The sequence below is a fragment of the Prevotella sp. P2-180 genome (assembly GCF_002251435.1).
Taxonomy (GTDB): domain Bacteria; phylum Bacteroidota; class Bacteroidia; order Bacteroidales; family Bacteroidaceae; genus Prevotella.
Genome location: NZ_NPJI01000103.1, coordinates 67,585 through 91,010, shown reverse-complemented (window position 1 = coordinate 91,010; position 23,426 = coordinate 67,585). Strand labels below are relative to the sequence as shown.

The window sequence follows — 23,426 nt, the reverse complement described above, 5'->3', positions numbered from 1 at the left end:
ATGAATAAATATATAAAATCATCAGTTTTGGCTATGTCTCTTGCCGCTGTGGTAAGCTCTTGCGACATGGATGCGCCAACGATTTCCACCTTGGATGAGACTTCGGTGTTCTCCACCTATTCTCTTGCCGAAGCCGAGGTGATGTCAATACATATCTCTTTCGGCGAGACCAACTCTTACCGTGGTCGATTCCTGCCTTACTATGGACTTAACACCGACCTCGAGACCGGTAGCGGTACATATCCTTCACTCAAGGACCAAGCAACAGACAAGCAGAGCCTCTTGAACTACGGAACACTCTCTACCAACGGCCAGATGAACACCGACAACAATGCCTATGCAAAGTTCTATGAAGGCATTGAGCGTGCTAACCTCGCTATCGAGGGAATACGCAAACACGGTAATGTAGAGCAGAACAAGGATATGGCCCACCTTCTCGGCGAAGCACTCACACTGCGTGCCGTAGTATATAACGACCTTGTAAAGGCTTGGGGTGATGTTCCTGCACGCTTTGTGCCAAACAATCCTTCTAATGTGTATTTGCCACGTGCCAGCAAGGACTCTATCTATCGTCAGCTCCTTGCCGACCTCGCAGAGGCTGAGCAGTATTGCTACTGGCCAAAGGAAAGCTCCATCACCAAGTCTACCGAGCGCGTGAGCAAGGCTTTCGTAAAGGGTCTTCGCGCCCGTATCGCCCTATATGCTTGTGGTTATGCTCTCCGTAGCGACGGCTACCGTCGTTCTAACGATCCAGAACTCTCTCAGGACAAGATGATGCAGATTGTAAAGGATGAATGTATCGACATCATCAACCAGGGCTGCAACAAACTCGGCGACTTCAAGTCAAACTTCGTGAAGCTCTGTCAGGACAACGTCACTGCTGGCGACGAGTCGCTTTGGGAAATTCCTTTCTCCGATGGTCGTGGACGTGTACTCTACACATGGGGTGTAAAGCACAATGCCAAGGACCAATATACCCAGCAGGCTCAGGGTGGCGTAAACGGCCCGATGCCTTACCTCTACTACGACTACGATGTTGACGACATCCGCCGCGATATCACCTGCGTGCCTTACGACTGGAGTAAGGAACTCGTCGAGGGTAAGTCTCATCAGCAGCTCCGCGCCATCAATAAGTGGTGCTTTGGTAAGCTTCGATATGAGTGGATGAAGCGTATCGTTACATCCACAAACGACGACGGTGTGAACTGGCAGTACATGCGTCTTGCCGACGTTTATCTCATGGCTGCAGAGGCTGTCAACTATCTCGAAGGACCAACAGCTGCATGGAAATATATGAAGCCAGTGCTCGACCGAGCTCTTCCTGCCGACAAGGTTGCAGCTCTTCAGGCTAAATATACCGCAAACAAGGAGGCGTTCCAGGATGGTATCGTAGAGCAGCGTGCATTTGAGTTCGCTGGTGAGGCTCTCCGCAAGGCAGACCTCGTGCGCTGGGGTATCATCGACGAGAAGATGGCTGAGTGCAAGCAGAAGCTTACTGACCTCGCTAACCGTCAGGGTGCATATGCCGACCTGCCAGTGAAGATTTACTGGAAGCTCGCCGACAATGGAGAGGACATCCTTATCTATGGTCTCAACCATGGCGACACCGACGACGAAGGCTCAAACCTCAAGGCAGATGGCTACACAGCCAAAGACTGGTTTGTGGCAAGCAAGGACGGCTCAAACATCATTACCGACGACTATATAGAAGGTATATACGTCAAGAAGCCAAGTCTCAACTACCTCTGGCCTATCTGGCAGACCTTCATCAACAAGAGCAACAATATGCTCAACAATGATGGCAACCTCGGCCAGCTTTAATCCACGTTGAACAATAATCAATAACAAGAAAGATTATCATGAACAAAAAACTTATATATACAATGATGTTAGGGTTGGGTTCGCTCGCCCTTACATCTTGTGGCGACGCTTCTGAAGAACTCACCAGCGTACTGCTTGGCCGCGACTTCGCTCCTGTCGGACTTGAGGCAAAGAGTGCCACAGAAAACAGCATCACTCTCGAATGGACAAAGTCGCACGATGACGTGACTTACACCATCGAGATATTCCAGGACGACAGCCTCACCTTCGAGGGAAGCCCAAGTTACACCTTGACTGACATTGAGTATGCAAAGGTAAAGGTGACAGGTCTCATATATGACACCAAGTATTCAGCTCGTGTGATGACCATTGACAATAGCGACGCAAGCCGCAACTCAAAGTGGAGCAACGTGTTCTTCCGCACATCAGCCCAGCAGATATTCAACTCTATCTCTGAGAGCGACGTGGCAGACCGTAGCGTCACCCTCACATGGCCTGCAGGCGAAGCTGCCACTGCAGTGCGCGTTTATTCTGACGAGGTGCTCGTAAAGGAGCAGACCGTTTCTGCCGACGAGGTGGCTGCAGGTAAGGTGGTAGTAGACGGACTCACCCCTGAGACAGCCTACACCGTTCGTCTCTACAATGGCGAGAAGCAGCGTGGCTCAAAGTCGTTCACTACAATCGCCGACCTCAACGGAGCTACTCTCGTTCATGAGGGTGACGACCTCGGTGAATTGATAGCTAATGCTGAGGATGGACAGGTATTTGCTCTCTATGGAGGTACCCACATTATTGCAGACGCCGAGGAGGAAGGCAAGGCAAGTGCTGCCAAGGTATACAAGAGCATAATTATCAAGGGTATCTATCCTACCAACGTTCCTGTCGTTAAGGGTCGCTTCGAGATTTACGATGGCGCATCTCTTGAAATCAACCAGGTTATCATCGATGGCGTTGACAATTCTACCACCGACCAGGCATTCAACTTCAAGACAGCTGGCGTGACATATCCATTGTTGAGCGTTCAGAACTCTGAGGTGCGCAACTTCGGTAAGGGTGTATACTACCTGAACGTGGCAGCCACCGTAAACAAGTTAGAGTTCAACAAGTGTCTCATCCACGATATCATCTGCGACGGAGGTGACATGTTTGACTGCCGCAAGGGACGCATCGACGAGCTCAACTTCCTCGACTGTACAATTTACAATAGCTGTGCAGCCCGCGACTTCATCCGTATGGACGATGCATCTTCTCTTGGAGGTACTCCTACTATTACTGTTGACCAGTGTACTATCGATGGTTGTGCTAACACTTCCGGCAAGCGTCTCCTCTATGTTCGCTATGTAGGCAACGTTATCGTTTGGAAGAACAACCTTGTCACAAATACAGCTGCTGTTTGGAGTAATCAGTCGAAGACTGGTGTTCCTGAGTTTAGCAACAATGCATACTTCAATTGTGCAAAGCTCAACGTTCTCGATGGTGCTGAAGGTGGCAAGACCAACCTCTTCGTCGATGAGACTGGTAAGGCAGTAGACGATCCAAACTTTAAGGATGCAAAGAATGGTGACTTCACCATTGGCAACGAAGACGTTTCGAAGCTTAAAGTAGGTGCTTCAAGATGGTATTGATAGTTTGTCTTTTTTAAGATTGTATAAAAGGAGGGGCGACACCTGTAATGGTGTCGCTTTTTTTTCACCCTTGTACGTAAACCTTTACGTTCCTTTTTTGTTAATAAACCTTTATCACTTTTTCTTCTTTCGCTTTTTTGTCGTATCTTCGCAATCAAATATAAAAAATTATAACATTAACTTAAACAAAAACATTTATGAAGAAAATTTTTACTTTAATTGCAATGGCTGTAATGGCCGTAAGTGTTAACGCACAAACGACTTTGGTTTCATTTCCAACTGAAGGTGGTGTTTCAGGATGGGCAGTTAGTGGTACAACAACAGAAACAACTGTAAAGATTCACCAAAATTCAGATGCTGTAGCTTGTTTGAAGTTGGCCAATGGGTACACGTCAGATGGTGTCTCAAATGGTAATCACATCGAACTTACTTGTGAAGGTGGGTTTAAGAAAGGTGACGTTGTTACAATTGCAGGAGCTGTTTCAATAAAAGATACAGAAGTTGGATCTAAGAGAGGTACAGCTGTAATTTTTGTAAAAGATGCCGATGGTAAATGTACAGCCCTTAATACCTTTACAGACTTTATAAATGGAAGACTCTCATCGGATGAACCTGTAGAAGAATCTTATACTCTTGAAGAAGATAATGAGAAGCTTTATATTGGTCGTAATGGTAATACTGGTACGTGCATCACAAAGTTGTTGGTAACTCGTACCGCTTCACCTGCCACAGACCCAGATGACCCTACAGGCGTTTCTTCTGTAAAGGCAGAGAAGGCAAACGCAGCTTCTTACAACCTTGGCGGCCAGCAGGTGAAGTCAAGCGCTAAGGGTTTGGTAATCAAGAACGGCAAGAAAATCGCTCAGTAATCGCAAGCTTTTATAGCAGGCAACTCAATAAGACCTTTGTCACAATCGTGGCAAAGGTCTTTTTTCACTTCATGTATGACCTATAAAGTCATAGCGCCCTCAACACCCTTGATAATCAATCGATATCAATCACCTGGAAATGCTTGTTGAATGTAATGTCGATACCATTGGATAATTCCAACTCGTATTCATTCTTGTTGAACTCAATCTTCCTCACGGTCTGTCCAGAGTAGTTTTCCTGCAAGTATGTGTTGATAGCCTGCGGAATCAGTTTCTCAGGCACTGCACCATGCTTGCAGTCAATCTCCGTCACATTTCCCTTCTTGTCAAACTCAAGTTTAGTGCCGTTTTGCAGTACCACGTCATAGTTCTTGTCTATAATCCCCGACTCGATAGATGCAAAAGTCACCTTCTGGTTATTGAAATGTTGTGAGAGTACTGTTTGGGCCTTAACCGGAAGCTCCGTCACCTTGATAGGCTTGTTGTTGTCTGCATTTGCAGGCATAAAAAATGCCATTACACAGCAAATGACAATCATGATAGTTTTAACTGTCCTTTTCATAATGTTGTTGTTTAAGTTACTAAATCATTTGATAAGGTTTCAATAATTATTATATCCCCCTTTATATTATTAGACTATCATATCCCGTAAAAGTAAAATGCCATTATGTATTTTTAACTGTATTCCCACCCCATTTCCTCCTCCACCTCTTGTTAATATCAGAAAAATGATGTAACTTTGCCACTGAAAAGAACAATTATGCGTATGAAGTACCCCATAGGAATACAGGATTTCGAGAAGATTATCGAAGACGGATATGTGTATGTCGACAAGACCGACTTGGTGTATAAACTCGCCAACGAGGGACATATCTACTTTCTGAGTCGCCCGAGGCGATTCGGCAAGAGTCTGCTGCTCTCCACTCTCAAATACTATTTCCAGGGTAGGAAAGACCTGTTCAGGGGACTTGCCATCGACAAGCTCGAGACCAAATGGGCGGAATATCCTGTGTTCCATATCGACTTCAACGGCGGAAACTACGACAAAGACGGAGAACTGGAAAAACGCATTCTGGGATATGTGGAGACTTGGGAGAAACAATGGGGCAATGACCCAATAAACCAGGAAATCGGAACAAGGCTTGCCTACATATTTAAACAAGCACACTTGAAGTCGGGACGACGTGCTGTAGTGCTTATTGACGAATACGACAAACCGCTTCTCGACGTGATTGACACTGGATACACAGGAATGCTCAACGGAAAGGAAACAAAATTGGAGGATATACACCGAGGAATATTGAAAGCTCTATACAGTGTATTCAAACTGGTCGACGAGGACCTCCAGTTTGTGATGCTCACAGGAGTAACGAAGTTCTCACAGGTGAGCGTGTTCAGCGGATTCAACCAGCCGGAGGATATCAGTATGTCGGGTGATTTTGAGAGTCTCTGTGGAATAACCAAAGAGGAACTATTGTCTGTATTTGACGAACCGATTCACGAACTTGCAGACAAATTCAAAATCAGTTATGACGAAGCTGTTGAACGACTGAAAAAGAAATACGACGGCTATCATTTCGGCGAGGAAATGATAGACATCTTCAACCCCTTCAGTATCCTCAACTGCCTCAAGTCAAAGAGAATGCATAATTTCTGGTTTGCCTCAGGCACACCAACATACCTTGTGCGCCTGCTCGCCCATAGCAACGAGAACATCAACGAACTAGTGGGCAGATACTACGATGCCTCGCAGTTTATCGACTATAAGGCTGACATTGAGCAACCCCTGCCTATGATCTACCAAAGCGGATATCTCACGATTAAGGATTGCAATATAGACCGTAATACATATTTTCTCGACTTTCCGAACGAGGAAGTACGCAATGGATTTATCGAAACTCTCGCTTCACGCTATTTCTCAGAATCATCCCAACCAAAATCTTGGGTAAATGATGTGACTGATGCTTTAGAGAAGGGCGACACCACAAGATTAGAGAAACTCATGACCTCACTACTCTCCTCCGTCACCTACCGCTTCCAGCGCAAGCAGGACCCGATGGAGTGTGAGCGTTATTTCCAATACACCTTCTATCTCATAGTCAAGATGCTTGCCTTCTACAGCATGGTGGCAGAGAAGGAGACGAGCGAGGGTCGCATAGACTGTGTGGTGGAGTGTCCCAACTACGTCTATATCATCGAGTTCAAGCTCAACGGTTCGGCCGAGGCAGCCCTTCGTCAAATAGAAGAAAAGGGCTATGCCAAGCCCTATGCCGCCGATAGCCGCAAACTCATAGCCCTCGGCATCAACTTCTCTTCGGAGAAAGGCACCATCGACGGATTTATGACTCATCCTATATCTTGATTGCTTTTTATCTAGGTGTCCAGTTAGACGTTCCAAATTGAAGGGTCACAGGGGACAGGTACCTTGGTTCACTTTTTCGGGTTGATGAATCTGTCCGTGTGCCACGAGGCGCACATCTATATATAAAGGGTTGGCTACCTTCCATATAAGATGTAGCCGTAACTGCCAATGAGATGAGAGAAGGTCTCTCGGTGTCGGTGTGCAGGCACTGGCATCAAACCCTCTGCAAGTTGCTGCAGTCGGAAACGTTGCGGTGGTGAGCGTTGCAGAGAGGTACGTATTACTGAGCTGAACGCAAGTGAACCATTCGAAGAGGTGTCGTTAATCCTGATTCAAGTCATGTAAAAAGTCAGTGTCGGACAGTTCTGGCGACAAGCAATGCAATAACCTGTTTATGGCATTGTGGCATGCGGCATAGAGGTGGCATGACAGTAATACAGGTCGTTGGTGGAACGTGGGAAGCAGAAGTAGGAATGCCAAAGGAAAATGCTGAAAGTGACGAACAAGGCAGAAACGTACCGAAGTTCGCTTCTGTGGCGGATTGCCCCGTAGTAGCGTAGAAGTGTCTGTAATGGACATGGAGCGAAGGGGGTGACACACTCAAGCAACTGTAATTTTGGGTTGATTGTCAGAAAGAGTTTGGGCGAAGCTACATTCTTATATTTTTTTTGTAACGGTTTCGATTACACAAGAGTGCAGTTTTTCTTTCTTGTCGTAGTTGATTCCTACCAAAAGGATGTCACCTGTGTACTGTTCTATCTTGCTCACATATTTCTTGCGCTTTATCTGATCGATGGCGGCATCTACATCCTTTTTGTATTTGAGTTCGAGAACGATGGCTGGTTTGTCAACATTCTTGCGTGGAATAAGAACGAGGTCTGCAAAGCCCTTGCCTGTAGCGAGTTCACGATGAACGATGTAGTCATTCTGGGCATAGATGTATGCTACAGTCAGGACACAGGCAAGTGAGTTCTCGTTGTTGTATGAGAGTATGCTTGTATTCTCATCGTGTGCTTGATCAATAGCTTTGGCTACAAAATCTGCATCACCATTAAGTGTAGCATCAAGCAAGTCACAGGATTCGGAAACTGTTTTGGCTATTCTCCAACGGCTGTCTTCTACAGCATTCTCCATTTCTTGCATAACCTCAAAGTTCGGAATATAACATCTTCTCGTTTCAGGATTGTATGCAAGGTATCCCAGATGGATGAGAACAGTGAGCACATCATCCTTGCATTTAATGTCATGCATGTCGTTTGAGAATTTTGTAACCCTTACTGGACATGTACCACCGGCAATCATTGAGATAACATCATCCTTCAAACCTTCGAAGTTCATCTCAATGTACGTAGCAACCTTGTCATATGCACCCGTCGTAGCCCAGAAATTCACACACACACCTGCATCGATAGCCTGCATAACAGAGTTTGGATTAAACATAGAAGGTTCATTTCCAATATGATAGCCATCGTACCATTTCGTCATCTCATCAAAATCCATATCATGACTTTGGCAGAGATCCTTTACCTCCGACTTCGTAAAACCAAAGAACCGTGCAGCTTTGCGTGGCAATAACATTGAATATTCCACAAAATTATTCAGAGCAGACTCCGTGTTATATTTCTTGATGGGCAAGATGCCTGTCATATAAATGCCAGCAAAAACACGAAGAGTATTGCTGCCTTTGAACATACGTCTGAGCCAGTTGACATACAAATCCATTACCTTGCTACCATATTCAAATTCCCTACAGATGGCATCCCATTCGTCAATTACCATGATGAAGGAATCTCCTGTCGCCTGATTGATGCGGATAAGCATTTCCATAAAATCGTCTTTGAAGTCATCACGAATGATATTTGGATATGCCTCTCTGACATCAGCCTTCAACGCCTCCTGCATTTTGTCAATTATGGTAGGATCGTCTTTGAACTGTGTGGTAAAGTCAGTAATGTCCAACTTGATTACAGGAAACTTGTTCAGATATTTTTCAAAAGATGGATCTTTAGCAATTTCCAGGTTCTCAAAAAGTGAACGCGAATCACATGAACGGTCATAATAAGCACAAAGCATATTAGCCGCCATGGATTTGCCAAAGCGACGTGAACGAGTTACACAGCTGCGTCGTTGCTCAGTAAACAGTGTTCCGTTAATTACTGAGATAAGACTTGACTTATCAACATATGTTGAGTTCAGAGCCTGTGAAAAATCGTAATTTCCTTTATTAATATATGTGCCCATACGATGTTTTGATAAATAATGATAGGAAGGTCTGGCAACCTTTGGACGCAAAGGTAGTAAAAAAGTTGGATTAGCGAACGCTTTTATTCTCAAAACAAGTGTTTTTTTATATATCTTTAGTACATTTCTGCGCTAAATCAAGGTATTGTGGTAACTTTAAACAGAAGTCCACCATCCTCTTCAAGGCGATAAACATGATTTTTCATTAGTGTAAGAGTTAGTGTCATAGTTCGGACGCTTAAATGTAATCCATACAAATCCCCCGTCAGTACCATATTCAGGTTCTGGCAGTCCAACGGCCTTGCATGCATCCATCACGTTTATCTATTATCTGACGCAAAGAGAATATTATCGAATAATTTCTATTATTTTTCTTTGTTAAGTGAAAACAATTATGTACCTTTGAAGCGGAAAATTTAAACTGTTCAAATGAGAATAATAAACAAGATTGGTAATGAGCAATTGTTGGAAAGAGAAAAGACTCTTTTCCTCTGTTCAAAGCATACTCCTTATGAAATATATCCAATAATATTCGATTGGGTAGAAAATCTTTATGAAACAGATTGTGTGATGTGCTTCAAGACCACAGAAATGGAATTTGAAGTAATGACATCTTTGCTCGTTCATAAAGTACCTACGATATTGGTCGTTATGAAAAGGTTTACTGATGTGTACAATCTGCAGATAGAGATGGCTTTAAAGGAAGGCCGTATGCTAATCTTGGTATTAGAAAGAGATGAACCTCATGGGGCAGGTCAGACACCAAGACTAAGAAATGAATTTGTAGTTAATATGGCAGACAAAATTGTCTGTGGGTATGTCAATTCCAATGGATCAATATTTTCACTTCTGGCAGGCAGGAAAAATGTTGAATATTTGTTGAATCGAGATACCCAGATGGCGGCAGAAGAGCTTGGCAAAAAGAACTATCGTTGGACTGTTGGCGAAGACAAAACATTATTAAGGATGTTTTATGAAGACCTTGGTGTGCATGAAATACATAAAAGGCTAAGAAGACCATACCTTTCTATAAAAAACAGAATATCTTCTATTACGCTTCCAGAACAGTTATTGAAAGGGCGTGAGTTTGAGGATTTTGTATTGTTAGAATTATTAGGTATTGGAAGCAAGGGAAATACCATGAAGTTGTTGGAGTGGAGGGGAGACAAGTCAATCGCAGGTGTCTTCCCTGAATCCAACAGTTATCCTGATTTTGTCATTTCTTTAGATCATAGGAAGAAAGTGGCATTGGAATGTAAGTGGAGAAAGAAGTTACCGACAAGTCTTAAAAAGGAAGTATTCTCCCCTGAGAGAATAGAGTTGTTCAAGTCATATAGCGATGATACCTCTATTTCTATATGGTTTATAATAGGAGTCGGAGGGGAACCCAGTTCTCCCGAACTATTGTATCAGGTTCCCTTGTCTGCAGTAGATTATATACTGTCCAAGAAGCAGTCAATCGTAGAGTTTCTATGTAATGATAGTCTTACAATAGATGATTTTGTTATAAAATATACATATAGGTATGATGAAGAATCTGGTAATTACGTAAAGGAACCATTGGAGCATAACCTGCGTAAATCATGAAATATTAATAGAGGTTATTAATCAAAGAGAATTGAGCATCATATCTTGTTTCTCGAGTATATGCTTTTTTTGCGGCATTGATGTTTGAAGAGTCTAACTCTTCTGCATTGTCAATATCGACTAAAACATACATCTCTGTCGTTTGTATATTTCTATAAATATCACTTGGCAATTCATCTACACTCTTTACCAAACGAACGTTCTTGGCATGGAAAAGATGCTGGTCTTCTACATTACGTGTATGAAAAAGTACATATCCTATTGATTGAAGGTTTTCTGCTATCTCAATGCCGTCTCTTGTATATTTGATACCTATTGCAATCTTGCCTGCAGGAAGGAACTTAGGACGTTTTGCTTCGTAGTTTTCCATCATCACCATTAAAACTCCTTGTTTCTTTGATTCCTCGGGCAGTGGTTCCAATGTGCCAACATTTGGTAAATCATCTATCTGCAATTCCTCATCAAGAGTGAATTCATCGCTGACATAGAAATGGCTTTGAAGTTTTGTTATGATGTTGTTGTTTTCGGTAATCTCTTTTTCTATTGATGCTTGTCTAAGGCTTAATGATTGCCACAATGCCTTGCTCTCATCATCTCCTCTCATCAACGCCAATACCAAATAGTTCTTGTTTGATTTGGAACGATAGAGCTTACCATTCAGTTGGCTGAAGTTCTCTTTCAGGAATTGATAACAATCCTTGCCTGCACGAGGCTGGATAGTACGGAACGTATATAGCTTATTGAATGTTTCCTGTATCTTTTGTCTGAAATTCTTCCTTACGTATTCCCTCCATGTAGCCTGCTTGCTTTTGTTAGCCCTGCCGTAAAGTGACACGATATAGAGGAAGTTGACATCGTAGTGGCATAGCAGGAGAGTGTCGCGGTCGAAAAGGCGATTCTCGAACTGTCGGTTAAATTGCACTCCATTAGCCTGCTCTACTAATTGGGCATCATCAAATGAAAGAAACTTGCAGCCCTCTTTCTTGTTTGGAATCCTTGCGCTGATGAAGAAGTTGGGGATGGGATTATACCCTTCAGTCAACGCATCACGCAACTGAGGTTGTTCACCGTCATCACTATCATCAAGGAACAAGTTCATATTCCATTGGATTACATTCTTGGCGTATGTGTATTGCTTGTAGATAGACTTGTCGCCAAGAACCACCGTGTCGTTCTTTGAGCGTTTATAGTATTTGCTGTCGCCAATGTAGTAAGTCAGTTCCGCAGGCAAGTTAGATTGTTCTATAAGTCCTTGTCCGATAAACATGTGGTCAACCAATTTTCCGTCGCGTTGTTCCGTCAGTTCCTTTGGCAACTTGTTCTTGTCCTCACCACCTATCAGTGTGTCGATCATCACCTCAAATATGTGGTCGAAGTCCTTGGCAAGCAGGAAGTCCTCTGCTTGTCGGTTGATGGAAATTTTGTATTCCTTGTCGAAGAAAGCATAACATAAGTCCCATATTCTGAGAGCCTTGTCTGAGAAATATTTATATTTTATCTGCTTCAGTCTGCGGCAACCGTATTTTTTCCCTATGTAAGAGCGCTTAATCTTGTCATGAGTAATCAGTTGATAGTTGATATTCATATAAAACGAGAAGCCATGCTCTTCTTTGATATAGTTGAGGATAGAGAAGAAAATGATAAGGAGTTCCTCGTCAAAGTTCACCATTTTTTTTCTGTTTACAGGGTCAGTGTAAACGGGTTGCCCTTTCAGAAATATTGGGTTGGTAGATGTTATTGTTTTCTGCCATTGAATTTTGTTTACTCCAGTATGAACATTTTTGGCAATGAAAGTGAAGAAATCTTGGTTGTTCTTGTTGAAGTCACGAAGAGCGATAATCACATCAAGAAGAGTGTTGTGCTTTATCTTCTTTCCTCTGCTTTCCCCCTGATATTCTTTGCTTTCAAGAATATTGTCGTTATGTGTCTCTTTATATACGCTGATTGTGCGGTAAATCCATATTGACAAGGTTGAAAGAAACTCCTTGTATTCCTTGCTTCCTTCTTCTGTGAATTTCTCCTTGATGGTATCTGAACTAAAGTCGATTATGTCATGTGGTGCAGCACCGAAAATGGTGTCATCCCCATTTTCCTCATTGCGCTCTCCTGTCAAGACCACCTTTGGCAAGAAGAATATCACATCCTTTGCCGCCTTACTATAACAATAGCCCACATACCCAAAAGCATAGTATTCTTCCTTTACAGGAACAGACACTACATCCTTGAGTATGTCTCTAACTGAAAGCCCATCTTTGACAATGGAGTTCAGATTGTATGGGTAGCCTTCGATGAATAGAAGCATTATACTTTCTTGATTTCTATTTTAAGTTCTTTTTTAACATTGTGAATGAATCTCTTAAATATATCTTCCGTCCAACCACTAATTACCCATACGGTTTTGTCTGCCCATCGAATGGGTTGATACCTTTTATTTGCAAAGGATTGGTTGTCATTTGGAGATGGCTCCCAAGAAGCGCGCAAACAATTATTTCTTTCTGATATTCTATTCCAGAACTCTATCATTTCCTCAACGGAAATGTTTTCGTGTTCAATTGCATATTCTTCAATGATATGTTTTACAGCTTGTGGGGTGCTGTATTGTTCTGCAGAATCATTGATTGTATATTTGTATTGTCTTCTCTCTTGGCCATTGGAAGAAGTCGTATTGTCTTCATTATTATCAACTTCATTATCTTCTTTTTTTTCTGGGAGAAGAGCAACATTTAAATATTTCATCATTGATAGCATTATATCTGTTCCATTCTCACCATATAAGTCAGAGAACTTCACTTCCTTGTTGTCGTCAGTTTTGAAGATGTCGCCATCTCCATCCTTGCAGACATCATTCCACAGATAGAACAGTACTTTATTAATAAACAGTTTCTCAGAAATAACGCTGTTATTTGGTTTGACGAAGAAATCGCCCAACATTTTGTCTTCAGAATTTGTCGCTTCGAATATCCTGTTGTTGACTTCTTTCTGAAACGATGTCCAGGAATACATATTACCGCCAACCTCAATTCCCCAATCCTTGTTCATATATTTGATAGGTTCATATTCCCAATCCCATCTGCGCTTGAAAGCAGAGTCAATAGGAAATAGGCTTTGGTCGCTTGTATTCATTGTTGCCCAAATGTATAGATTGGATGGAAGGCATAGTTCCCCGTCTTTTATGCCGTCATGGTTCTTTCCGAGTTCCCCTTCAAGATACATTTTCAAATCAGAGTCGGCTTTAATCGGATATTCAGACACACCATTATCATCACGGTCGAGCAATTGGAATAGGTCACCAAATATCTGAGCGCAATTACCACGGTTTATCTCTTCAATGATTATATACACATTCCCGTTTGGCTTCTTGTAAGCCTGGATATATGCCTTTATAAATGTCTGAGGGACAAAAGAGTATGCAATTTCTTCATCTTTACCCACTACATTCCTATACTTTTCATCAACAGGTTTCATAGTTGGCTTATAAGCACCAACAAACGAAGAATAGTCACTATCAGGATGGAATGTAGTGCGGAAGATGTTCTCCTTAGGCACATTCATCTGCTTCAGCTCTTTCTTTATACGATGAGACTTTCCTGTGCCAGGGGCACCATAATATATGATTTGAAATGCACTGTTATCTGCTTTTTGTGTGCTTTCGGAATGGTTATCAAGATATGAGTTGGTCGCGGTTTTGCCAAGCACAACTTCTCTTGCTTTTAAAAAACAATAGTATTGCTTGATGGCATTGCTTCTGAAATATTGGCTGGTTCCTTGACTGTCAACTTGGTTAAACCCACTGTCACTGATTAACTCAAGATATATTTCTTTTATTTTTTCAGAACTATCAATATCGAAAATACTATTGATATCTTTCCATTTCTCAGGATTATAACTAAAAAGTTTATCGACCTCTACAAATGAAACATAGCTATCGGCAGCGGAACGACCGATTACGAAATCTTCTTTGTCAGATGGTCTTCTTGACAAAATACACGTCCTTGCGTATTCTGTGAATTCTTGTTTTAATGAATGTGGATTGTTCTTATTCATATTTTCCCAATTTTTCAACTATAACAATTATCGTTCTTTTTTTCTTTATATAAGGAATGGCATCCATCCTATCCTTATTAACGAAGTAGTTGCCTATGTCTGTAGGGATAATCCTCTGCTTTATCTCTTGTATGATCGTATGATAGGTACTCATCAATACTGATAATGGTGTCATCATTGAAAAAATTACAGAAATCAGTTTCGAGCAAATCTCCAACAAAATTTCCATAACAATCGAATACACCATATACTTCCTCAGGTATATATCTATGGAAGTCCTTTTCATTCTGATATATAAAAAAGTTCTTAAAACCTTCCGCACAGGCATCATTCCAAATTTCTTGGAATGCCTTATTGTTTGCTATGTTATATGTTTCCAAAGATGCCATATAAATCTACCTCAAAATCTATTATACAAATATCATTTGTCCTCATACTTTTGATTTGTTTTTGTTTCCCAGCACATTCTTTTGTTCACTTGCCAACCTTCTTTCGACTTTCTTAACGTCTTCTGCAGCTGGAAGGTTCTCTGGGATTATGCCACGCTCTACAAGCATTTTTCTAACAGCGGCATTGTTGTCGACATGCTCTCTCGTAATGCCAATTTCTCCATGAAGGTCTTTACTTTGCACATTAACGCTTGTCATCTCAGCTGCAAAGTCTTTTGCCTTAATGCTAATGGTGGGCAAAAAGTCTGCTAAGGGTCGTTTGTATGGAATCCCCATCTTACGCTTTAAGGTCGCTGTATTTAAGCGGAAAAGAGCTTGGTCACCCTTAGAGCGTATTACAGCAAAACTCTTGTCATTGATACCTCGCTCATATAGTACTCCAGAAAGAATCCTTTCTGTTTCCTGTAACTTTGTGCGTGCTTTTACACGTTCCCATTCCAGTAAACGTTGTTCTACTAATTCAGCACGACGTGTCTGTACTGCAAAATAGGTTTGAGCAAAGGCAATCTGGGGCTTGCGTGGGTCGCCATTTTGTGCTACAAGATAGCAAGCATATCGTGTGAGCATAATGTCATCTATCTGACGCTCAGCACCTTTTGCTAACGTTATCATTTTGCTGGTGTCAGCAAAATGATTAGCCAAACTTTGTCCTGCGTTTTTGCAGGCCTCCTTAGCTTTGTCAATGACATTTATGAAGTTACGCCATTGTGTATAACCCATCAACTCACATAGTTCCCTTGCACTCCAACATTCCACATCTCCGGAAATACATGCTACTTGTTCAAACTGCTGAAACAGTTGCCTTATTTCTTCTTGTTTCATTACGATAATAATCTACAATTATAAATATTATGCAAAGATACAACTTTATTATTATTCTCGCAAATAAACCATAGATAATTAATGATTTTTTGTATCAGATAGATTTATTCTTTAGAATCACTCAATGCTTTAATCACTTCAACATCCGCCGGAAGCCATTTCACTTCTTCCAGTTTATCTTTGCCAAGCCATCTTGCTGCTTCGTGTTCAAGGAGATGAGGCAGGGTGTCATCTTTCAGGTGGCAGAGATAGCAGTGCATGGTGAGGTGGAAGTCGGGATAGTCGTAATCCACGGTTGTAAGATAGCTATCGATAGTTATGTCGATGGCAAGCTCTTCACGGATTTCTCTCTGTAGAGCTTCTTCTGGCGACTCCCCAGGTTCTATTTTTCCACCAGGAAACTCCCACCAGTCTTTCCACTCGCCATAACCACGCTGGCAAGCGAAGATTCTTCCTTTGTTGACAATTACTGCACAGACTACGTTTATATGTTTCATATTTTCTTATCCTATTTTTACGAATTGTGGAAGTATGTCGTGATGCATCCGCCAGTCAATACTCATGGGTTTGTCGCCTCGTGATGATATATAGTCAACGAGACCGAAGCAGTAAAACGGACATGTGTTGCCAAATCCGTCACGTTTGTATTCACGAACGAAAAGAAGGAACTTCTTCTTGTTTTTCTGCTGATTGACAAAACGGCTACCACTGTGCTGATGAGAGTCGGTGTTTTGTGATTGCCAATGGAATTGTTTCTCGCTGACTACATAGTCGTTATATTGTGTGGTAGGTGAAAAATCCTTTTCCGACTTGTTTAGTGTAACAAAGAATAGTTCGGTGTTCAACTCTTCTATTTTGAAAACACCTGCCACACTTCCCTGCATGCGCTTGTCTATTGTTTGTCGCCCGAAAATGGTGAACACTTCTTCTCGTGTATAACATCCATATTGTTCTAACATTGAGGGCATTCCTTCTCCTACGGCAAACGTCTTGTTGGATATTTGCGACAAAAGATATTCGCAAAGTTCCCTTATCTCTTTCACAAAGAGAGGATAATCCCGAAGTGTAGATATGGCTTCTTCTCTTGTTCGGAAACCTGTCTTGCCTATTTTGTCTATATATAGTGTGTAATATAACATCGTGGCAAAGGTGTTGTCGTTTTCACCTTCAAAGCTCAGGCTGTTGAGATTGTCTATAGTTCTGAGAATAAAACGTAGATATGTCACACTGTTGATGTGGGTCAGATTGGACAATCCTTTCTCATATCTTCGCGTGTTCTCGTCTTCTTTGTATGTGCATAATCCAGCTTCCTGTTTCAAACTTGTCCAACAACCATTTTTGTATATCAGGCGTACATCTTGGCCGTTATTGTCGATGAATTCCTTAAGAGTAGGAACAGGAGCGTATGTACGAAGCTCCTGAATAAGTCTTCTTTTGTTGTAAATGGCAGCTTTAATGTTGTCAAGAACGTATTGTTGCGCTTTCTCTTCCATGTGAATTGCGCAACCTTGTGGTAAGAGAGTGAAGCCATTCTTTACCTGGTCGATAACACTTTTGTCCTGGCGTACCATCAGGCTGCGGAAACGACTCGTAAAGTCATATTTCTTGTTTAGCTGTGCCACGAAGTCGAAAACGGTCAGGAGTTGTTTGCCAGGCGAAAGACGCAGTCCACGACCTAACTGTTGAAGGAATATAGTCAACGACTCAGTAGGACGTAGGAACAACACAGTATCGACCTCTGGGATGTCCACACCCTCGTTGAATATGTCAACGACAAATAGATAGTTTATTTCCCCTTTTGCCAGCTTTTTGTTGAGTATCTCTCGCTCATCGCCTTTGTCAGATGTGAGATAGTCTGCCCTCAGTCCATAGTTGCGGAATTGTTCGGACATATATCTTGCATGCTCTTTGGTAGAACAGAATCCAAGTGTCTTGCATCTTGTCTCATCGGGAAGGTAATATCGAAGTTTGTCGATGATAAGCCCCACTCGTTCTAAGTTACAAAGCTTTTCAGTTAGTTTTGTAGCGATATACTTGTTACCCAACATAAGGTCTTCATCAGTAAGGTCTGTATTGTCGCTTATGCAAAGATATTGGAACGGGGTGAGAAGACCTGCGCTCAATGCGTCTGGAAGACGTATTTCGGCACTAATCATTCCGCAAAAGTCAGGCAACAGGCTTTCGCCATCCATACGTTCAGGTGTGGCTGTAAGGCCTATAAGAAGCTTTGGACTGAAATGAGACAGAATTTGCCTGTAGCTGTCAGCTACGCTATGGTGACATTCGTCGATAACGATATATTGATAATAGTCATCCGGTAGCATGCTGAATATCTCTTCAAAACGAGAATTGAAGGTTTGGACTGAGACAAATAAATGGTCAATCCCGTTGCATGGCTTTTGGCTTCCCACCCAAATGTCACCAAAGTTTGCATCTCTCAACACACTCCTGTATGTGTAAAGGGCTTGTTTTAGTATTTCCTGTCGATGAGCCACAAACAGCAGTTTTGACTTATTCGGATGCTGTGTCTGGAAATTCTTATAGTCGAATGCCGAAATGACAGTTTTTCCTGTACCCGTAGCGGCGACTATGAGGTTTCTTTTTATTCCGTTGTCTCTTTCAACAGCCAGCTTGTCAAGAATCATTTTTTGATGTGGAAGAATGGCATATTTAGTTAGTAAACCAATATGCATTTCTTTGGGTTGACGTTCTATTGCCAGTTCCTTGTGTAGCTTTTCAATTCCTCCAATACGAAAATCCTCAAAGTTACTGCTGTTCCAATAGAGATTGAATGTTGCCAGCGCGGTTTTAATTATGTGAGGATTTTCAACATTAGTCACTCTTATATTCCATTCCAAACCATCTGTCTGTGCTGATTTAGAAAGGTTTGAGGAGCCGATAAATGCTGTACTAAACCCTGAATTGCGTTCAAAGATGTATGATTTGGCATGCAGTCGTTCCACTGTGCTGTTATACGAAATTCGAATTTCCGTGTTTGGCAACGAGGCAAGACGTTCCACAGCTTTTGCCTCTGTCGCACCGCAATAAGTTGTTGTAATGATTTGTAGCTTGTGGTCTGGATGACTGCAAAATTTCTTCAGTTCGTCGAATACCAGGTTTACCCCTGACAGTTTAAGGAAAGAGACAATAAGATATATTCTGTCAGCACTTTGTATGTCTCGTAGAATTTCTGAATTCAAGGGAATGTCACTATTTCCTCCTGTAAACAGGCTACTTGTTCTGAATCCTGTCAGTGGTCTTATTATCTCTGTCTTTGTTGCTCTTAGTGTCGCTTCTTTCTGTTTTGACACAACCGCCGTCAGCATTTGTTTTTCATCGGCAATCTTTTCTTCCGCGTCTTCTTCAAGGAAATCGATGAGCCGATTCACAAAATCAGTTCTTTCCTCGGAGGTCAAATCGTCAGCTGTCAATCGGTTATGAATAAGTTTACTGATATGTTCTGTTAACATAGAAGGCGCCTCCGCATCGTCTATATCTTCTTTCCGGCATACTAATCCATTGTCTGTAGCAAGGTTCATATCTTGCTGCAGTTCGTTTGTTATGATGTTTTCGTACGAACCTTCTTTCAGCTTCATTGGCGTGTTCTATAAATTGTTGTTTCATTCGCTTCGTGTGCACGTATGTACACACTTTACAGCGCAAATTTACGAATTAATTCTGAAACAGCAAAGGAAATGATGGGATTTTTTTATTAGTTATAGTTGCAGAGGGCGGTCTTACACGAGGTAAGACCCTACACGAGGCGGAATAAAGATACATCAAGGGGAGATGTTATTCTTCGGGTGTGAGCTCGGCTGCCATGGTGATATCCTTGGAGTCGGGGATGGTTGAGGCGATAGCGGAAACCACGGGCAAAGAGATACTTGCGCACAAGTATCTTTTTTTGTAAATGCGGCATACCATTTTGGAGATTTGCGCAAATTACAATTCTCATTGTTTTTCTATCTCTGCTTCCAATTCCTCAATACTTGGCAACGTGTCATTGAAGTTCTCAGGCAGAATCTGTATGCCCTCGTATGCTGTGATAGCTATGGGTTGGTTGTAGCCCTCAAGACAATACTGAGCAAAGACGTTGTTCTTACTGCGGCAGATGAGAAGGCCTATGGTAGGTCGGTCAATTTCGTCTTTCAATATGTGGTTAACGAGTGACATGTAGCCAGATAACTGACCGAGGTAGGATGATTCAAACTCCGTAACCTTGACCTCAACCACTACGTATGCGTGCAACTTAGTATTGTAGAACAAGAGGTCAGAGAACTGTTCCTTGCCAGCAACAGAAAGCAGGTATTCATTTCGTATGTAGGCAAATCCTGTTCCGAGTGACATCAGCAGGTCGTTGACGTGACGAATCAGGGCTTGTTTCAGCGTATGCTCGTCATACTTTGTCTTCAGTTTCAGGAATGACATGTTCAATGGGTCGCTTATAATTTCGGCAGCAAGGTCGCCAGTAGGATAAGGCATTGTTGCAGGGAAGTTGTTGACGGCCTTGCCTTGACGTTCATAGAGGCCATTGCCTTTACCCTTATCGCCCATCATATTCTCCAGTACGGCTCTTGACCAACTGTGCTCTAACGTTTTGGCGGCATAGAACAAAGCCTTCATTGGTTCGCTCTCATAGCGATCAAGAATGATCTTGTGATGTCCCCAAGGAATTGCGAAAATATTAAGCGGAAGCATTCGGTTTTCAGTAATGGCATGCAATGGCTTAAATATTTCCCCAACTTGGGGAACAATTTGCAATTCACTTCTTTGAGATTCGTTTTTCAGACTATAGTGGAATATTTCCCCAACTTGGGGAACTTTTTCAAAAAGTTGATTATAAAGCGAATAGAATCGCTTACAATAGTACAAGTTGCCAGGTGTAAGTCCCTTGGCTTCATCAATTGCAAGACGCAGATCTTCGCTCAACTGCTTGATGACGGATTCACCCCAACGCTCCTCTACGTGCATCTCGCAGATGTCACGACCAAGGCTCCAGTAGAACTCAATCTTACTGGAGTTGACCTGCACAGATGCCTTTATCTGCTGCTGTCGGAATCGTTTTTCTATGTTGCTAATCCATTGCTTGTACTCTGGATCTGTTATTGCTAATTGAATATTGCTCATAACTTGAATTTGCCATTAAAACAGACTTTATATCTCCTTTATTCCTATTTCTTTCAGATAATTGTAAATGCCATCATACCACTCTGGCTTGCGTGTCTCGTCTGGTGGTACGTCATGACTACCATCGGGTACTACGATTACCATGCCTTGGCGTGCTCGGGTAAGGAGGACTCGATAGGCATTGATTTGGTACTCTTGATTAATGGGCTTGTTAATGTTCTGCCACTTGGTACCAGAACGAAGTTGTAAGTGCTGCCAACTTGTTTGCTCTTTGTTTAGGCGAAGGTCGGCATCCCAAGCCACACATGCCCAGTCTATTTCAAGTCCTTGAACCTTGAACTCGGTAAGGGTGTCTTCGAGGGCATTACTGGAACGAATGTCCGAGTCGTCTTCGAGGAACCAATGGACAAAGTCGGGTTGATAGCGCACGTTGATACTTATAGCCTTCAGTCGCTCTGCTTTACTGCTAGCGAGAAGCCCAATGCGTTCGCTACCTCTGGCATGGTCGCGCAACCATTGTTTGGCTGTTTCCAATGAACGTGTTAGAACAATTGGATAATTACCAAGTTCCTTCAATGTGGCGGCAGCTTCCTCTTTCTTCAACGCAAGAAGTTGGTTGACGAATATGCTAACCTTCTCTGAACGGAAAGAACGCATAGACATCTTCAGGTGAAGATCTTCGCGAGGCTTTAACTGTTGCTTAATAAGTGCAAGTTCTTCTTTACTCACATCGCCAGAGTCAATGAGGTATTCAGACATGTATACATCCCAATCCTGATAGCGTCTGTGGATGGATTCAATCCATTCAGTCAATCCGGCTTCGCCCTTGTTGATGGCTTGTCCGTTACCCACGAGGCAAACTACTACACCCCAATCCGTTTGTCGATCCATACAACTGATGAGGTATTCTGGTTCGCTGTAAGGGAAATCCTTGATGCCTTTCTTTTCACGCATGAAACGTTTTAGTTCTTCTCCCGTCCATGCTCGCTGGGCTTCGTCGAAGATGGCAACATGTTCAGCCGGAATGTATGCCTTGTCGGTATGGCTCTGGAAGTAGCCTTCGATAGGCTTTATCTCGTTTCCGACAACCTCAGTTCCTTCTATGTAGAGGTCGCGATAATGGTGGATCATCTGAATGAAAGCCTTGACCTTACTTTTGGCTTCTTCCTTGGTGCATGGTTTGCGTCCTTCTTGCTTTGCCTTGACCTTCTCACGACGCATATAGTCACGAGTCAATGCTTCTTGTAGCACCTCGACGAGAGGGAAGTTGCCAGAAAGATAGACTGCTTTTTCGCCACGATTGAACTGATCGATGGCGGTATTTAATCCGATTAAGGTTTTGCCTGCACCTGGAACACCAGTAATGAAACATATTGCTTTGCGGCTGTTTTCACGGCAATAATCAATTATTAAATTTAATTCTGTGGACGCTTTGTCAATATCTCCACTATGTTTTGTAATATCCTCAACAGTATTCTCCTCGTATAGCGCTATAGCAGCCTCTATTATGGTTGGAGTTGGTGAGTAGCCACTTTTTGCCCAAATGTCATCATCATAAGTCGGTTGTGGTTGGCATTTAATATCATCAAGTACTTTTTCAAACGCTTTACCGAGATTATTTGAATTTACCATTAAAGGTTCATAGACATTATCTTCAAAGTGCTTGAGATCGAGTTTACAATGAGAATCCTTCTCTTTGGGTGCAACGAGTATTGGTATAAGAATACGATTAAGACTTCCTTCCTGAAAATTCTTCAAATCAAGTGCATAATCCCAGACCTGTAAAATTGCGTCACGTTGGAATTTCTGTTCTGAGGTTTTATATTCTAAAACAAAAACTATTCCATTAATAACCACAATAACATCTGCACGACGTCCCATTCGTGGAATGTTGTACTCGAAATAGACACTTCCATTGCCAGAATATGGCAAAAGGGTATTATGAAGAGTCAATATTTCTTCTGTCCACGACTGAGCAGTCTCATCATTGATGTCGTGTTGTGAAGACAATGTGAGTTTGCCAATGATTTCATCTGTATTGCGATTCAAAAAATCTGTAATAGTGTCAGAATAGTAAAATCTTTTAGCAGCCATAATAATACTTGTTGCACACTTAAAACTTTAACAATTCGGAGGGGCAAACAAAAAGCCCTCTTTCTCGTTTCCAGTCCACGCCCCGTAGTTGAGAGCGCAGACATCCGTTGCCTAAACCGAACTGACGTTATTTATTCGCAAGTTTGGTACCTCAGTCGAGTCAGGGATGTCAAAAATTTATATTTCGTTTTATGTCATATAATTACGATGTTATATTGTTATTTTTTTTGTTGTTTCATTCGATTAGTGTGCACGTATGTACACACTTTACAGCGCAAATTTACGAATTAATTCTGAAACAGCAAAGGAAATGAGGGGATTTTTATTTCGTTATTCATGAAGAGGGCGGTCTTATACGAGGTAAAACCCTATACGAGGCGGAATA

17 protein-coding genes are annotated in these 23,426 nt (G+C 42.2%); 6 read left to right on the top strand and 11 right to left on the bottom strand.

Annotated features, from left to right (window positions below):
* The 3 genes from CIK98_RS14725 to CIK98_RS14715 all read left to right on the top strand — a co-directional run bounded on the left by CIK98_RS14725 (position 1) and on the right by CIK98_RS14715 (position 4,315).
* Positions 1–1,821 carry a RagB/SusD family nutrient uptake outer membrane protein gene (locus tag CIK98_RS14725; RefSeq protein ID WP_094385543.1) on the top strand — a complete coding sequence of 607 codons (1,821 nt, stop codon included), beginning with the start codon at positions 1–3 and terminating at the stop codon, positions 1,819–1,821.
* A 38-nt stretch (positions 1,822–1,859) separates the two neighbouring features.
* A complete protein-coding gene (locus CIK98_RS14720; protein ID WP_094385541.1) occupies positions 1,860–3,446 on the top strand; it encodes a fibronectin type III domain-containing protein in 1,587 nt (528 codons plus the stop codon).
* A 197-nt stretch (positions 3,447–3,643) separates the two neighbouring features.
* Positions 3,644–4,315, top strand: a complete 672-nt coding sequence (locus tag CIK98_RS14715) for a hypothetical protein (RefSeq protein ID WP_094385539.1) — start codon at positions 3,644–3,646, stop codon at positions 4,313–4,315.
* Between the two features lie 115 nt (positions 4,316–4,430).
* Here CIK98_RS14715 and CIK98_RS14710 read toward each other — a convergent pair whose 3' ends face one another.
* The gene (locus tag CIK98_RS14710) at positions 4,431–4,877 is read right to left on the bottom strand and encodes a PepSY-like domain-containing protein (RefSeq protein ID WP_253249757.1); all 447 of its coding nucleotides are present in this window, start codon (positions 4,875–4,877) and stop codon (positions 4,431–4,433) included.
* Positions 4,878–5,081: 204 nt separating this feature from the next.
* Between CIK98_RS14710 and CIK98_RS14705 the strand changes: the two genes are divergently transcribed.
* Together CIK98_RS14705 and CIK98_RS18975 are read left to right on the top strand one after the other, a co-directional pair.
* Positions 5,082–6,677 carry an ATP-binding protein gene (locus tag CIK98_RS14705; RefSeq protein ID WP_094385559.1) on the top strand — a complete coding sequence of 532 codons (1,596 nt, stop codon included), beginning with the start codon at positions 5,082–5,084 and terminating at the stop codon, positions 6,675–6,677.
* 425 nt (positions 6,678–7,102) lie between these two features.
* The gene (locus tag CIK98_RS18975; RefSeq protein WP_256387785.1) at positions 7,103–7,237 is read left to right on the top strand and encodes a hypothetical protein; all 135 of its coding nucleotides are present in this window, start codon (positions 7,103–7,105) and stop codon (positions 7,235–7,237) included.
* 97 nt (positions 7,238–7,334) lie between these two features.
* On the opposite strand, the gene CIK98_RS14700 is transcribed toward CIK98_RS18975, so the two are convergent.
* On the bottom strand, positions 7,335–8,918 hold the full coding sequence (locus CIK98_RS14700) for an AAA family ATPase (protein WP_094385537.1): 1,584 nt from the start codon (positions 8,916–8,918) through the stop codon (positions 7,335–7,337).
* Positions 8,919–9,347: 429 nt separating this feature from the next.
* Between CIK98_RS14700 and CIK98_RS14695 the strand changes: the two genes are divergently transcribed.
* On the top strand, positions 9,348–10,505 hold the full coding sequence (locus CIK98_RS14695) for a hypothetical protein (protein WP_094385536.1): 1,158 nt from the start codon (positions 9,348–9,350) through the stop codon (positions 10,503–10,505).
* Between the two features lie 4 nt (positions 10,506–10,509).
* Here CIK98_RS14695 and CIK98_RS14690 read toward each other — a convergent pair whose 3' ends face one another.
* From CIK98_RS14690 to CIK98_RS14655, 9 genes are all read right to left on the bottom strand, one after another.
* Positions 10,510–12,807, bottom strand: a complete 2,298-nt coding sequence (locus tag CIK98_RS14690; RefSeq protein WP_094385534.1) for an LlaJI family restriction endonuclease — start codon at positions 12,805–12,807, stop codon at positions 10,510–10,512.
* Positions 12,807–14,549, bottom strand: a complete 1,743-nt coding sequence (locus CIK98_RS14685) for an McrB family protein (RefSeq protein WP_094385532.1) — start codon at positions 14,547–14,549, stop codon at positions 12,807–12,809. The genes CIK98_RS14690 and CIK98_RS14685 overlap by 1 nt, the downstream gene beginning before the upstream one ends.
* Before the next feature lie 77 nt (positions 14,550–14,626).
* Positions 14,627–14,938 carry a hypothetical protein gene (locus CIK98_RS14680; protein WP_094385530.1) on the bottom strand — a complete coding sequence of 104 codons (312 nt, stop codon included), beginning with the start codon at positions 14,936–14,938 and terminating at the stop codon, positions 14,627–14,629.
* Between the two features lie 42 nt (positions 14,939–14,980).
* Positions 14,981–15,820: a DNA damage-inducible protein D gene (gene dinD, locus CIK98_RS14675; protein ID WP_094380120.1), complete on the bottom strand. Its 840-nt coding sequence runs from the start codon at positions 15,818–15,820 to the stop codon at positions 14,981–14,983.
* Between the two features lie 104 nt (positions 15,821–15,924).
* On the bottom strand, positions 15,925–16,317 hold the full coding sequence (locus CIK98_RS14670; protein ID WP_094385528.1) for a (deoxy)nucleoside triphosphate pyrophosphohydrolase: 393 nt from the start codon (positions 16,315–16,317) through the stop codon (positions 15,925–15,927).
* A gap of 6 nt (positions 16,318–16,323) precedes the next feature.
* Positions 16,324–19,416 carry a DUF3427 domain-containing protein gene (locus tag CIK98_RS14665; RefSeq protein ID WP_094385526.1) on the bottom strand — a complete coding sequence of 1,031 codons (3,093 nt, stop codon included), beginning with the start codon at positions 19,414–19,416 and terminating at the stop codon, positions 16,324–16,326.
* A gap of 158 nt (positions 19,417–19,574) precedes the next feature.
* Entirely contained in the window at positions 19,575–19,775 is a 201-nt protein-coding gene (locus CIK98_RS18770) for a hypothetical protein (RefSeq protein WP_172409972.1), read from the bottom strand.
* On the bottom strand, positions 19,772–20,947 hold the full coding sequence (locus tag CIK98_RS14660) for a YhcG family protein (RefSeq protein ID WP_094385524.1): 1,176 nt from the start codon (positions 20,945–20,947) through the stop codon (positions 19,772–19,774). The genes CIK98_RS18770 and CIK98_RS14660 overlap by 4 nt, the downstream gene beginning before the upstream one ends.
* A gap of 27 nt (positions 20,948–20,974) precedes the next feature.
* Complete coding sequence (locus tag CIK98_RS14655) at positions 20,975–23,041, bottom strand: DUF2075 domain-containing protein (RefSeq protein ID WP_094385522.1); 2,067 nt, start codon at positions 23,039–23,041, stop codon at positions 20,975–20,977.
* Positions 23,042–23,426: the final 385 nt, after the last annotated feature.